Source organism: Campylobacter felis (assembly GCF_030250085.1).
GTDB lineage: Bacteria > Campylobacterota > Campylobacteria > Campylobacterales > Campylobacteraceae > Campylobacter_D > Campylobacter_D upsaliensis.
Map to the genome: position 1 here is coordinate 114,633 of NZ_JANURX010000004.1, position 12,884 is coordinate 127,516.

A 12,884-nucleotide genomic window follows, 5' to 3' on the forward strand; every position below is an offset into this window, starting at 1 on the left:
TAAAGGAAAGAAAATGATTTTTATTGATGCGTGTTTTAAAAGGCAAACGCCCTATACTCCTGTGTGGATGATGCGTCAAGCAGGGCGGTATTTAAGTGAGTATATGGCAGTTAGAAAGAGTGCTGGAGATTTTCTTTCGCTTTGTAAGGATTATAAAAAGGCTAGTGAAGTGAGCTTACAGCCTGTGGATATTTTGGGTGTGGATGCGGCAATTATTTTTTCTGACATTTTAGTTGTTCCTTTGGAAATGGGGCTTGAGCTGCATTTTGAAAAAGGCGAGGGACCCGTTTTTAGCACTCCACTTCAAAATAAGGAGGATTTAGAGAGGCTTGATGATTTAAGTGCGGTTAAAAAGCTTCATTATGTCTACGACGCTCTTTCTTTGACAAGGGAAAAACTCCCAAAAGATAAAGCTTTGATAGGATTTTGCGGAAGTGCTTGGACGATAGCTACTTATATGATAGAGGGTAGGGGGAGTAAAAATTATGCAAAATGCAAAAAAATGCTTTATCAAAATCCTGAGTTTTTACATCAAATTTTAAGAAAATTAAATGAAGTTTTGAAAGCTTATTTGGAAGAGCAAATTAAAGCGGGGGCAAATGCGGTGCAGATTTTTGACAGCTGGGCTGGGGCTTTAGAGGAGGGGGCGTTTTTCGAATTTTCTTTCGCTTATATGAAAGAGCTTGCTGCTTATCTTAAACAAAAATATCCACATATCCCCATGATAGTTTTTCCAAAAGGCGTGAGCGGGTATTTAGAAAGAATTGATGGGGAATTTGATGTGTTTGGGGTGGATTGGAGCACTCCGCTTGATTTAGCAAGAGATAAGCTTTCTCATAAATTTACTTTGCAAGGTAATATGGAGCCTTGCAGACTTTATGATAAAAATGCCATAAAAAAGGGCGTAGAGCAAATTTTGCAAATAATGCAGGGCAAGGCGCATATTTTTAACTTAGGACACGGAATTCTTCCTGATATCCCTGTGGAAAATGCGAAATATTTCATTAAACTTGTGCAAGAAAGCTCGGTTAAATGATGATTTTTGGTCCTGTGAATTCAAGGCGTTTTGGACTTTCTTTGGGGGTGGATTTAAGCAGAGCAAAAAAGCAGTGTAATTTTGACTGCGTGTATTGTGAGCTTGAAGCGGCAAAGCCTATGAAAGAGCAAGAGAGTGTTTTGAGCGTTGAGGAAATTCTAACAGAACTTAAAGCTGTTTTAAAAAAAGATGTGAAATTTGATGTTTTGACCCTGACTGCTAATGGCGAACCTAGTCTTTATCCGCATTTAAAAGAGTTGATTTTAGAGCTTAAAAAGCTTACTAGTGATAAAAAAATTCTCATCTTAAGCAACGGCACGGCTGTTTTAGATGAGGAAAAAATACAAGCTTTAATGCTATGCGACATTGTTAAATTTAGCTTAGATAGTGCAAATGAAAAAACTTTTTATAAGATAGATAGAGCTTTAAAAGGGATTGATTTAAGCACGATGATAGAAAAAATGGCGGAATTTAGAGCTAAGTTTAGCGGTGCTTTGGTAATGGAAATTTTGGTGGTTAAGGGCTTTAATGATAATGAGGAGGAATTTATCTTGCTTAACGATGCTCTAGCTAAAATCGCACCTATGAGAGTGGATTTAAGTAGCATTGATAGACCTCCAGCTTATGCGGTGAGTGGGGTCGATGAAATGAGGCTTTTGGAGCTTAGTGGGCTTATTAGCTCTGTGCCTGTTTTTATAGCAAAAAGACATAAAACCATTTTAAGCTTTAGTGAGGAAGAGCTTTTAAAAACTTTGCGTTTGCGTCCTCAAAGTGAGCTTGATGTGGAGTGTTTTGATACAAAGAGTAAGAGAAATTTGCAAACTTTGCTTGAAAAAGGACAAATAAAAAGCGTTAATCTTGCTGGAGTGAAGTTTTATAAAGCCTAGCTAAATCAACACAAGCTTTTATCGTTGCTTCTTTGGCTAGACTAAATTGCAAGCCTTTAAGATTTTTTGCTGTGCTTTGTCCTATGGCGATGAAGTGATCTTTTGGGTGTGCTTTGTAAGTTTTTAAAAAATTTAAGACACTATGTGGAGAGGTTAAGATAAAAATAGCGGGTTGTTTTAGCTCTATTTTGCAGGCTTTAAAGACATTTTCATAAACAATTACTTCTTTTAGCTTTACGCCGTAGTTTTGTAAATCTTCGTTGAGCTTTGAGGCGATATTTTTGCCCCTAAGATAAAGACATTTTTGTCCTTTTAATTCGTCCTTAAATTCGTCAAAGAGTGTTTTTCCATAGGCAAGTGATGGAATTTTTATCTTTGTGAAGCCGAGTTTTTTTGCTTCTTTTGCCGTTTTTTCTCCCACGGCATAAATTTGTAAGGTAAAATTAAGCTTTATTTTTGCTCTTTCTAAGGCTTTGACGGCGTTTTTTGATGTTAAAATAAGAGCATTAAAATCTTTTAAATTGACATTAAAATCGAAAAAATTTATCTCATTTAAGATAAGATTTTCCACGCCCTTAAATTTCGCTTCATTTAAGAGATAAATTTTCACACACAGCCTTTTTTAAAGTTTTTGCGGCTTGATAAGGATTTTTAGCGTTCATAATCGCCCTTACCACCGCCACCCCACCAAGCTTAATGCCTCTTAAATCCTTAATAACCTCCTCATCAATACCACCGATTGCCACGACACTTATGGGTGAGTTTTCACAAATTTCACGCAAATTTTGAAGACTTAAAACGCTACTTTCTTTAGTCGGCGTTTTCTTAATCGCCCCACAGCCTAAATAATCCGCCCCCTCAATGCTTTCAAGTTGTTTTAAGCTTTTAAGACTTAAGCCTATGATTTTATCTTTTCCTAAAATTTTTCTTGCGATTTGTAGGGGTAAATCCTCTTGTCCCAAATGCACTCCATCAGCATCTAAGGCTAGAGCAAGGTCGATTCTATCGTTGATGATGAGAGGAATTTGGTATTTTTGGCAGAGTTTTTGAGCTTTTAAACCTAGAGCAAAAAAATCTCTTGCGTTAAGATTTTTTTCTCTAAGTTGTATAAGGCTAACCCCTCCTTTTATCGCACTTTCAAGCACATTTAAAAATTTTTCATCGCTTAAATTTCCACGGCTTGCGACAAGATATAAACTTAAATCAAGCATTAAAAGCCCAAAAATGATTTGTCGGTCCGCAACCCTTACCCAAATTCAAACTATAATCAATCGCCCCCCTCACATAGTCCTTAGCCTCTCTTACACTCTCAAGCTCTGTTTTACCAAGTGCTAGATTTGAAGCTATGGCAGAGCTTAGTGTGCAGCCTGTGCCGTGTGTGTTTTTGGTTTCTATGCGTTCGCCTTTTAAAATGTGAATTTGCTCTCCGTCAAAAAAAACATCGTTGGCGTTTTGGTGATGGTGTCCGCCCTTGATTAAAACGGCTTTTGCACCCTTAGTGTGAAGATATTTAGCCGCTTTTATCATCTCTTCTTCATTTTGGATTTTAAAGCCACTTAGAAACTGCGCTTCTGGGATATTTGGCGTGAGTATATCGGCAAATTGCAGGATATTTTCTTTAAAAAATTCGCAGCACTCATTAGGCATTAAGGCAAAGCCATTTTTAGCAAACATCACAGGGTCAATCACGACATTTTCAATCTTATAACGCTCTAAATTTTCCCTTACGCAAAGCATTAGCTCCTTGCTTCCTATCATACCGATTTTAACAGCCTTAGGAGGGATATCCTCAAACACCGCTAAAAACTGCTCTTCAACGCACCTAATTGGCACATTATGCACGCTAATCACTCTTGCGGTATTTTCCGCTACTACGCTTAAAATCACACTCATACCAAAAAGCTTATACGCACTAAAGGTTTTTAAATCTGCTTGCACACCAGCCCCTCCGCTACAATCGCTTCCTGCTATGGTTAAAATAGGGATTAATTCACTTCCTTTTGCTTTCATTATATATCCTTTATAAACTTATTTGTTTGACATCTTCGTAAGTTAAACTTTCTTTTTCTAATAAAAGTTTAGCTAAATTTGCAATGAGTTCTTTTCGTGTTTTTAGAAATTCCTTCACTTCACTTTTTTCTTTTTCTAAATTTTTCTCTTCTATCATATTAAAGCTTAACATAAATTCGACAAGTTCTTTGATTTTCATAAAGTCTTGTTGTGAATTTGTGTAGCTTTCATTATATAAAAGTTTCATCGCCATAAAGCCTGCAAGGTGTGTTTTGATTTTATTTAAAAGTTCTGATTTTGACTTAAGATTAGATTCATATTCTTTAAAGCGGTCCTCAATGAGCGTGATTTTATCAAATTTCACATCAAAATAATACGCACATAAGGCTTTTGCCGCTTGGTAATGGGCTTGAATTTGCTTTTCTTTTTCGCTTAAATTTAGAATTTTTCTCTTGCCTAAAAGCACCTTATTTAAAACTGCGTAAAAATCATTATCCTCGACTAAATCGCTCCCCCGTCTTAACGCATTAATAGCGGCTTCATTGACAAGGGTTTCAAGTCCTGCACCGCTAAAGCCTACGCTTAATTTAGCTATTTTCTCTAAATCAACTTGATTTTTCTTATTTTTCATATAAATTTCTAGGATTTTAAAGCGGTCTTTAAAGTCTGGTAAAGAAAGAAAAATGCGTCTATCAAAGCGTCCTGAGCGCAGCAGTGCTTCGTCCATTAGTTCGATTTTATTTGTCGCGGCGATGACGATGACGCCGCTATTATCCTCAAAGCCGTCCATTTGGGTTAAGAGTTGATTAAGCGTGCTATCTCTTTCGCCGTTTGAAAGCTCATTTCTAGCCTTACCCACTGCGTCAATCTCATCGATAAAAATGATGCTTGGCGCCATCATCTTAGCACGAGAGAAAAGTTCTCTCACCCTTTTTGCACCCATTCCTACATAAATTTCGACAAAACTTGAGCCTGATTGGTAAAAAAATGGCACTCCAGCCTCACCAGCCACAGCTTTTGCGATGAGTGTTTTACCAACTCCTGGTGGTCCTATCATTAAAACGCCTTTTGGCATTTTGACGCCGAATTCTTTGTATTTTTGAGGATTTTTAAGAAAATCGACAAGCTCATTAAGTTCCATTTTGACTTCATTAACTCCTGCGACATCATTAAAGGTAACGCCTGAAATGACGGGCTTTATGGAGTTAAGTGGTTCTTGTAAAGAGGAAGTTTGGGTAGGATTTATGGGAAATTTTTGCATTTCTTTTTTACGACGAAAAAGATTAAAGCTAATTAGCAGAGCAAATAAAAATATTAAAAATATAAATAGCACCCAAGCGCTATAATCTCTTTTCACCTCCACAGGCACATTTGCTAAAAGCTCTTTAAGATCTACGCCGTCTTTTATGATGACATAATGATCTCCTGCGGCTTTGAGTAAAATTTCATCTCCATCAATAATGGCTTTTTGGATAAGCTTTTGCTCCAAAAGGCTTTGATATAGAGCTTTATCTATGAATTTGGGCTCATTTTTAAAATACACTATGGCTAAAAGCACACATAAAATTCCAAAAGAAAAAAATATGATTTTGTTATTTTTCATTATATCCTCGTTTCGTTAAATTCCTCTTTGACTTCGTAATTTTCGATATTTAGCCACATTTTGCTTAATTCTTTTTCACTTTTGATTTTGATTTTATTAAAAAATTGATCATAGCCTTCATAAAAGCCGTTTTTTTCACTTTCTATTAGCACTTCAAGTTTGATTTTATTTGCCTTTCTAAATTCAAAATTATTTTTTTGCACTATGGCTTTAAGGGTGTTAAGCCTTTCTTTAGCAAGGTCGCCTTTTATGGTATTTTTAAGGGTGGCGGAGTGGGTATTATTACGCGGAGAAAAGATAAAAGCGTGAAGATGAGTGAGCTTAAATTCTGTAAAATTTCTCAAAGCTTCTTGCCAAAGCTCCTCGCTTTCTCCGGGATGCCCTACGATAAAATCCGTCCCTAAAGCAAAGCCCTTAAAAGCAAGGGTTTGAAAAAGCTTTAAGTCATCTTTTGTATGACTTCTGCGTCTCATAATGCGTAACATCGTCTCGCTTGTGTGTTGCAAAGCTATATGAAGATGTCTTTCAAGCAATTTTTCATCTAAAATTTCCATAAAGCTCGCGTCAATTTGTGCAGGCTCTAAGCTCCCTAAACGAATGCGTTTTAGCCCTGAAATTTGCATCATTTTTTGTAAAAGTTTGCCTAAAGTTGTGCCGTCTTTTAAGCCGTAAGAGCCTATATTTGTGCCTGTTAGGACGATTTCTGTGTAGCCATTTTGAATTAAAATTTTAATTTGTTCTAACAAATCGCTTTCTTTGACGCTTCTTGACCTGCCGCGAACACTAGGTATAATGCAATAAGAGCAGTTAAAATCGCAGCCTTCTTGAATTTTCACAAAGGCTTTTGTATGATTTTCATAATCTTTAACGATGTCCTTGTCGATGAAATTTAAATTGCCAAGTTCATAAAAACGCTTTTTTTCTTTTAAAAATTCATTGATTTTAGCTTTATTTGACGCACCCAAAACGCCAAAAATCGCCCCACTATCTAAAAGTTCCTTCCCCTTGCTAACTGCCGCACAGCCCGTTAAAATGACCTTGATATTGTTTTTCTTAAGATGATTGATATAAGTTTTTAAGCCGCTATCAGCACCATTTGTTACTGTGCAAGAATTAATAAGGACAATGTCGGCTTCTTTTTCATCATTTGTCAGCTCAAAGTCTTTAATATAGCCCTTTATCAGCTCACTATCATAAATATTTGTCCTGCAACCAAAGGTTTTTAAAAAAATTTTAGGCATCAAAATCCTTTAAAGGCTCTTTTGGCATAGCATTTTGCCTTTTGTCTAAATAGAGATTTTGACTTGGATAGGCGATTTTAATATCCTCGTGTTTGACTAGTTCGGTAATTAATTCTTTGCTTATCACGCTTCTTAAATTTAATGCGGCATAAGAATTTGTCATATACCAAGCAGAAAGCCTTATCCCCCAGTGTTCGAAAAAAATGTAAATTTTAGGCTCGACTTTGGGATTTTTAATGCTATATTCATTTTGTAATCTATACATTGCCTTTTTAGCGAGTTCGGTGTAGGGTTTGGCTTGTTTGGTAACGATTTGCTCCATAATGTCCTTAGCCTTTTCTAAATTTGAGTCAAAACTTATGGTAATATCAATGCCATCTAGCACGGTTTTCATTCCGTGATGGGTATAATTTGCGATTAATTGCGTAAAAACATAATTGTTTGGGATAAAGATAATCCGCCCACTGCGGCGATTTTTCATATAAGTTTCTAAGGTCAGGGTCTCATAAATGGTAATTCTTAAAAAAGAAATGTCAATAATATCGCCTATATAAGTGATGTCATTTTGTATGACTTTAATGCGGTCTCCTACCCTCATACTCCCCCCAAAAATAATCACGCACCACCCAAGCATAGACATAAACATATCTTTCATCGCGATGGCAAGTCCAGCCGAAGCGAAGCCTAGTATGGTAACAAGATAAGTGATATTTTCTATATAAGCAAAAAGGAGGATTAAAAAGATGATGTTGATATTAATGAAATTAATCACCTTTGTAGCAGTGTAATAACGCTCATTGTCCTTAATGTATTTTTTAGCGATGAATTTTAAAGAAAAAGAAGCGATGATAACTAGGATAATGGCGATGAGGATATTGACCGCTCTTAGCGTTTGCACCTTAATTTCAGCATTAACGCGTGCAATCTCATCTTCGATCTTCTTCTCATACACAGAAAAAGACACTTGCGTAAATTGCAAAGCGTTTTCAAATTCGCTTAATTTTTTGTTTGATTCTTTAAGGGCGTTTAAATTTGCTTTATTATTATCAAGCTTGAGTAGTTCCTTAAGTTCGATATTTTTTTCTTTAATTTTTAAAACTAAATTTTCAAATTCTTGGATCTTTAAAATATGTTCATCTCTTTCATCTTTTAATTTTTTAATGTGAGAAAAAGCACCGATGATGGCGAGTGGATTTGTGAGCTTGGGGAGAATTTCTATATTTTCATTAATGCTTAGACTTTGGGTAAAATTGAGATTTTTATAATCTTTTAAAAGTTTGAGTTGTTCTTCTAAATTTGCTATTTTACTCTGTGTAGCGTCTTTTTGTTCGTAGCTTAAATGCTCTTTGTCTAGTTCCTCTCTTAAAACGATAAGCTCATCACTGATTTGCTGATATTTGATGAAATTGTTATAGCGTATATTATAAATACTAGCATCGATAATGGTATTAAGCGTATTGATTTTAGTTTTGCTTTCTAAAATTAAGCTTGTATTAAGCTCAGCAAAGCAAAGCGTGGCTAAAAAAGCTAAGAAAATGATTTTTTTCATATAAAATGCTCCAAGCTTTTTAAAAGTGTTGCTTTTGGTATATCTTCTTTTATAACGCCCCTGCCAAGTGGTGCGGCTAAGATGAAGCGAATTTTGTGATTTGCACTTTTTTTATCCAAAAAGAAGGCATTATAAAATTCGTGTATGTTTTGAATTTTATAGTGTGTAGGTAGGGCGAATTTTTGCAGAATTTGCTCTATTCTTTCACACTCTTTTTGACTTAAAAGACCAAGTTCATAGCTTAAATGATTAGCCATATTTATACCTATGGCTACGGCTTCTCCGTGAAGATAGCTTTTATAATGTGTCTCATTTTCTATGATATGAGCGAAAGTGTGTCCGTAATTAAGTAGCATTCTAACTCCACCTTCTTTTTCATCTTCGGCGACTATTTTGGATTTTAATTCTATGCTTTTTGCGATGATTTTGACTAAAATCGCATCAGCACATTTTGCTTGTAAAAATTCTTGTGCGTCAATTTTTTCTATAAAATCGAGCAAATCCGCCTCAAACATAATTGCCATTTTGATAAATTCTGCCAAACCAGCACTAAGCTCCCTTTGCCCTAAAGTCCTTAAAAACGCACTTTCACAATATACAGCCTTAGGTTGATAAAAAGTGCCGATGAGATTTTTACCAAAATGATTATTAACTCCCGTTTTACCGCCCACAGCCGCATCTACGCAAGCTAAAAGAGTGGTAGGGATATTTATAAATTCAATACCTCTTTGATAAATACTCGCCGCAAAGCCCCCCATATCGCTTATCACGCCCCCACCAAAGCTAATTAAAAGGCTTTTTCTATCAAGCTTAATATTACACATTTGATTTAAAATTTCTTCAATGGTGCTTAAATTTTTATACTCTTCGCCGTCTTTAACACTGATGATAAAAAGCTCTTCGCACTTGATTTTTTCAAGCAAACTTTTAAGATGAAGCCCTGCGATTTTTGGGTTAGTTAAAATGGCAACTTTACCTTTAAAATTTAAATTCAAACCCTCATCAATGAAGACTTTATAAGGATTTTTGACTTTTACTTCTACTTGCATTTTTTTCCTTGTCTAAAAAGCAAATTATAACAAGCTTTAGTCAATTTTTGGTTTTACTTTCATCGCATTTAAAAAGACACTAACGATAATAAGGCTAAAAGCGAAAAGCTCTAGAAAGCTATATTGTGTTTTAAGAAAGAAATGCGACATAAAAGCCGCCGCTACTGGCTCAATACACGCTATCATACTAGCCCTTAATGCACCGATATATTCGACCCCTTTTAAATAAAGACAAAATGCTCCTATCGTGCCTATAAAAATGATCCCAGCCAAGGCTAAATAGCCCTTTAAATCAAAGTCATAAGAAGGAATTTTACCAAGCAGTAAAATGAGTAAAATTCCACTAGCAATTAAACTTGCCCAACCCATAAGTAAAAAAATGCCATATTTTTCTATGATATTTCTCGCACAAAGTGAGTAAAATGCTATCCCCAAAGCAGCACCCAAAGCCCAAAAAAGTCCCCAAAAGCTTATTTTAAATTCACTTAAATTCCCTCCTGTTGCGATTAAAAAAAGTGCGCTTAAGATGAGAATAAGGGCAAATATTTCAAGTGTTTTAGGCAAGATTTTGTTTTTAAAGCAAAGAAAGAGCATAATGATTAAGGGGGCGCTATATTGTATCATCGTAGCTGTGCCAGCATCCGTGTAGAAAATAGCCTTAAAATAGCCATATTGCGTTAGCAAAAGTCCAAAAAAAGCGTAGATTAAAAGAGAGAGTAAATGACTTTTTTGCGTGAGAATTTGCACCTCAAAACGCTTTAAACTTACGATAATCAGCAAAATTCCTGTGCAAAAAAGGCGGTAAAAACTTACCCACTCAACACTATAATGATTTTCAAAAAGATATTCCGCTAACACCCCACTTACAGCCCAAAAAATCCCTCCCAAAACGACAAGAAAAACGCCCATTTTTGTCCTAAATTTAATGTATTTTTGCAATTATACATTAATTTTGGTTTTCAAACTCCTCACACATTTTTTCGAACTCCTTATAATACTTCCACGAAGCTACGATGTCAGGACGCGTGGCTTTTAAATCTTTACTTTCATAATCAAGCACTCCTTTTAACTCTTTGCAACACGCTTCATTTTTTTTCAAATGCTCTAAAATATCCTCTGGTTTTAGCATTAGCTCATCTTCTAGCTTAATTCTTTCAAGTAATTTATTATAGAAGTTTTGGATATAATGAAAGGTTTCTTCATAAAGCTTATGATTCTTTAAAAGCTTTTTATAATCGCTCTTTAAAATATAAATGCCTAATTGATTTTGACTTTCTTTTAGTTCGAATTCTTTGCGAAGATCAAGCAAATTTTCATCTTTTTTTAAAATACTAAATTCTATTTTAATCTTACCAATTTTCAAAGTTAGAGGCAGTAAAAAGTTTAAATTTCCTGCAAACATATTTTTGACAAACATATTTTCTTGTTCTTCTGTTGAGAGCTTAATGTTAAAACCAAATTCTAAGGCTAATTTTTGCATAGTTTTTATGGTATTTTGACCCGTAAATTCTCTTACATCTAAGTATTTAAAATCAAGATAAGGAAAATGCTCTTTAAAGGTGTTCCATAAAAAGCATTGATTTTCTAAATGTTTATAGCTTGATGGAAAGTCATATTTGTAAGGCTCTGGAGCTTTAATCACATCTTCAAAATTATGCTTCAAAGTAAATTCCTTAAGCCTAGCCCACGAAGTTCCCCATTTTCTACCATAGCAATGCTTAATAAGCTCAATGGGGTCTCGCACTAAAACTAAAGCTTTGACTTTTTTATCCATTAAAGACCATAATTTATTTCTATTTTCTATGCTACCATATAAAAGCTCGGAAGTATCGCTAATGCCTACTATATTATTATTTTCTTTAAGTAATCTTTGATAAAAATTACCATATCTTACTTCAGCTACCCCTCCATAAAAATATTCAATTAAATTAAATTGTGCTGACCAAAATAAAAAATGATTCATCGCTAAAGCTCCAGCTCCGTGTGAAAACATCAACACAAACTCATACCTCCTCGGCAAAGGCAAGTTCATCTCCCAAGCTTTTTCAGCAGGAATTTTCTCATAATTTAAAATATAATTTTCATCATTAAGCTTGTCAGGGTTTAACAAAGGAGGATAAGGGTGATTAATATCTTCATATTTTTCTTTAAATTCTTTAGAATTAAGCCATAAAGAAACTTCATCAAAATGCTCTAATACAAAAGCCTTATTTAACACAATGACTTCATTTAAAGCCTCATAATGTGTAAGTAAATTTTCTATCAAAGCATAGTTTTTAATGAAAAAATCAAAATCTTCTTCATTTTTAAATTTCAGTTTATCTTTGAGCCTATAAACCCTACTTTCTTTTAAGGCTTTAAATTCTTTTTTAGCTTGTTTGATTTTAGAGAAAAATTTAAAATAGCCTCCCTTCAATTTATCTCTATCACACTCAAGCAAGACCCTGCCAAGTCTATAAGTAAGCCAAGTTTTTACCCATAAAGCTTCATTATAATCAAAACATTGTCTAAGGGGAGGATAGGCTAGATCTGCTCTTGCAAGCTCAAGTGTTTTTCTAAATTGAGTGAGTTTATGATGAGTTTTTTTGATGTGGTAGAGTTTAAAGAGTAAGGATATTACCCCCCCCCCCCCCCGTGTTATATTTGATTAATTCTTGACCAAGTTTATAAGAAAGATGATTTTTGATTCTTTGTGTGGCGGAGTTTGGATTGGTGATCATTAGTGTTCCTTTTGTCTAAATTAAAAGCGGTATTTTATCAAAAAAAAGGAATCAATGCGGTTTAAGTTTAAAAAAAATCATATTTTATTCACAGGCTTTTCACGCTGTGAAAATTGCCTTAAGATACTATAAAATAGAACTTTAAGTTTTGAAAAATATGAAAAAAAATTTATTGTTTTTTAAGTTTTATTATGAATTTGTGAAAAATCGTATTTCAATCAAGCTTTAAAACAAATTTAAATAATCTTAAAGTATCATTGCAAGATTATTTTACATAAAGGAGAATTAATGTTATCAAGTGAAGTGGTGAAGCTTTTAAATGAGCAGATTAACAAAGAAATGTATGCTGCAAATTTGTATCTTGCTATGAGTTCTTGGTGCTATGAAAATAGCTTTGATGGTGCGGGAGCGTTTTTGTTTGCCCACGCGAGTGAGGAGAGTGAGCATGCTAAACGCCTTATTACTTATCTTAATGAGACAGATTCTAAGGTCGAGCTTGAGGCTGTAGGAAAGCCTGAACAAAATTTTGCCTCTTTGCTTGATGTTTTTGAAAAAACTTTCGCACACGAGCAAGACATTACTAAGTCTATTAATAATCTAGTTGAGCATATGTTGACACATAAAGATTATGCGACTTTTAATTTCTTGCAGTGGTATGTGAGTGAGCAGCACGAGGAGGAGGCTCTTTTTCGTGGGATAGTCGATAAAATCAAGCTTATGAGTGATAATGGCAATGGACTTTACTTAGCCGATCAATACATCAAAACTTTACTTTCCAAATAAGTCCTA

General features: G+C 34.7%; 13 protein-coding genes. 3 read left to right on the forward strand and 10 right to left on the reverse strand.

Annotation, left to right across the window (positions count from 1 at the left end; translation table 11 throughout):
- Window positions 1-13: 13 nt before the first annotated feature.
- Both hemE and NYG92_RS03700 read left to right on the forward strand, forming a co-directional pair.
- Window positions 14-1,036 carry a uroporphyrinogen decarboxylase gene (gene hemE / locus NYG92_RS03695; RefSeq protein ID WP_289233566.1) on the forward strand — a complete coding sequence of 341 codons (1,023 nt, stop codon included), beginning with the start codon at window positions 14-16 and terminating at the stop codon, window positions 1,034-1,036.
- Window positions 1,033-1,923, forward strand: coding sequence for a radical SAM protein (locus tag NYG92_RS03700; protein WP_289233567.1), 891 nt, complete (start codon window positions 1,033-1,035; stop codon window positions 1,921-1,923). The genes hemE and NYG92_RS03700 overlap by 4 nt, the downstream gene beginning before the upstream one ends.
- Here the strand turns inward: NYG92_RS03700 and NYG92_RS03705 are convergent.
- From NYG92_RS03705 to NYG92_RS03750, 10 genes are read right to left on the reverse strand one after another with little or no spacing between them, the layout of a single operon-like run.
- Complete coding sequence (locus NYG92_RS03705; protein ID WP_027304154.1) at window positions 1,889-2,533, reverse strand: uroporphyrinogen-III synthase; 645 nt, start codon at window positions 2,531-2,533, stop codon at window positions 1,889-1,891. The two genes, NYG92_RS03700 and NYG92_RS03705, sit on opposite strands and share 35 nt — an antisense overlap.
- Window positions 2,511-3,134: a thiamine phosphate synthase gene (gene thiE, locus NYG92_RS03710; RefSeq protein WP_270966025.1), complete on the reverse strand. Its 624-nt coding sequence runs from the start codon at window positions 3,132-3,134 to the stop codon at window positions 2,511-2,513. The genes NYG92_RS03705 and thiE overlap by 23 nt, the downstream gene beginning before the upstream one ends.
- A complete protein-coding gene (thiD, locus tag NYG92_RS03715) occupies window positions 3,127-3,933 on the reverse strand; it encodes a bifunctional hydroxymethylpyrimidine kinase/phosphomethylpyrimidine kinase (RefSeq protein ID WP_289233568.1) in 807 nt (268 codons plus the stop codon). The genes thiE and thiD overlap by 8 nt, the downstream gene beginning before the upstream one ends.
- Window positions 3,934-3,943: 10 nt before the next feature.
- Window positions 3,944-5,536, reverse strand: a complete 1,593-nt coding sequence (locus NYG92_RS03720; protein ID WP_270987993.1) for an ATP-dependent metallopeptidase FtsH/Yme1/Tma family protein — start codon at window positions 5,534-5,536, stop codon at window positions 3,944-3,946.
- Window positions 5,536-6,777 carry a tRNA (N(6)-L-threonylcarbamoyladenosine(37)-C(2))-methylthiotransferase MtaB gene (gene mtaB / locus NYG92_RS03725; protein ID WP_416346620.1) on the reverse strand — a complete coding sequence of 414 codons (1,242 nt, stop codon included), beginning with the start codon at window positions 6,775-6,777 and terminating at the stop codon, window positions 5,536-5,538. Before mtaB ends, NYG92_RS03720 begins: the two co-directional genes overlap by 1 nt.
- Window positions 6,770-8,326, reverse strand: coding sequence for a mechanosensitive ion channel domain-containing protein (locus NYG92_RS03730; protein WP_289233569.1), 1,557 nt, complete (start codon window positions 8,324-8,326; stop codon window positions 6,770-6,772). Before NYG92_RS03730 ends, mtaB begins: the two co-directional genes overlap by 8 nt.
- The gene (gene aroB / locus NYG92_RS03735; RefSeq protein ID WP_270967362.1) at window positions 8,323-9,375 is read right to left on the reverse strand and encodes a 3-dehydroquinate synthase; all 1,053 of its coding nucleotides are present in this window, start codon (window positions 9,373-9,375) and stop codon (window positions 8,323-8,325) included. The genes NYG92_RS03730 and aroB overlap by 4 nt, the downstream gene beginning before the upstream one ends.
- Window positions 9,376-9,411: 36 nt before the next feature.
- On the reverse strand, window positions 9,412-10,284 hold the full coding sequence (locus tag NYG92_RS03740) for a DMT family transporter (protein WP_289233570.1): 873 nt from the start codon (window positions 10,282-10,284) through the stop codon (window positions 9,412-9,414).
- Between the two features lie 37 nt (window positions 10,285-10,321).
- Window positions 10,322-12,016: a DUF2972 domain-containing protein gene (locus tag NYG92_RS03745; protein WP_489752803.1), complete on the reverse strand. Its 1,695-nt coding sequence runs from the start codon at window positions 12,014-12,016 to the stop codon at window positions 10,322-10,324.
- The gene (locus NYG92_RS03750; RefSeq protein ID WP_039882932.1) at window positions 11,976-12,095 is read right to left on the reverse strand and encodes a DUF8374 domain-containing protein; all 120 of its coding nucleotides are present in this window, start codon (window positions 12,093-12,095) and stop codon (window positions 11,976-11,978) included. The genes NYG92_RS03745 and NYG92_RS03750 overlap by 41 nt, the downstream gene beginning before the upstream one ends.
- Before the next feature lie 288 nt (window positions 12,096-12,383).
- Between NYG92_RS03750 and NYG92_RS03755 the strand changes: the two genes are divergently transcribed.
- Entirely contained in the window at window positions 12,384-12,878 is a 495-nt protein-coding gene (locus tag NYG92_RS03755) for a ferritin (RefSeq protein WP_289233572.1), read from the forward strand.
- Window positions 12,879-12,884: the final 6 nt, after the last annotated feature.

Bases quoted from the DNA above. Each gene is read 5' to 3' on its own strand.
- hemE (WP_289233566.1), top strand. From the start codon at position 14: ATGATTTTTATTGATGCGTGTTTTAAAAGGCAAACGCCCTATACTCCT.
- NYG92_RS03700 (WP_289233567.1), top strand. From the start codon at position 1,033: ATGATGATTTTTGGTCCTGTGAATTCAAGGCGTTTTGGACTTTCTTTG.
- thiE (WP_270966025.1), bottom strand. From the start codon at position 3,134: ATGCTTGATTTAAGTTTATATCTTGTCGCAAGCCGTGGAAATTTAAGC.
- thiD (WP_289233568.1), bottom strand. From the start codon at position 3,933: ATGAAAGCAAAAGGAAGTGAATTAATCCCTATTTTAACCATAGCAGGA.
- NYG92_RS03720 (WP_270987993.1), bottom strand. From the start codon at position 5,536: ATGAAAAATAACAAAATCATATTTTTTTCTTTTGGAATTTTATGTGTG.
- mtaB (WP_416346620.1), bottom strand. From the start codon at position 6,777: ATGCCTAAAATTTTTTTAAAAACCTTTGGTTGCAGGACAAATATTTAT.
- NYG92_RS03730 (WP_289233569.1), bottom strand. From the start codon at position 8,326: ATGAAAAAAATCATTTTCTTAGCTTTTTTAGCCACGCTTTGCTTTGCT.
- aroB (WP_270967362.1), bottom strand. From the start codon at position 9,375: ATGCAAGTAGAAGTAAAAGTCAAAAATCCTTATAAAGTCTTCATTGAT.
- NYG92_RS03740 (WP_289233570.1), bottom strand. From the start codon at position 10,284: ATGGGCGTTTTTCTTGTCGTTTTGGGAGGGATTTTTTGGGCTGTAAGT.
- NYG92_RS03750 (WP_039882932.1), bottom strand. From the start codon at position 12,095: ATGATCACCAATCCAAACTCCGCCACACAAAGAATCAAAAATCATCTT.
- NYG92_RS03755 (WP_289233572.1), top strand. From the start codon at position 12,384: ATGTTATCAAGTGAAGTGGTGAAGCTTTTAAATGAGCAGATTAACAAA.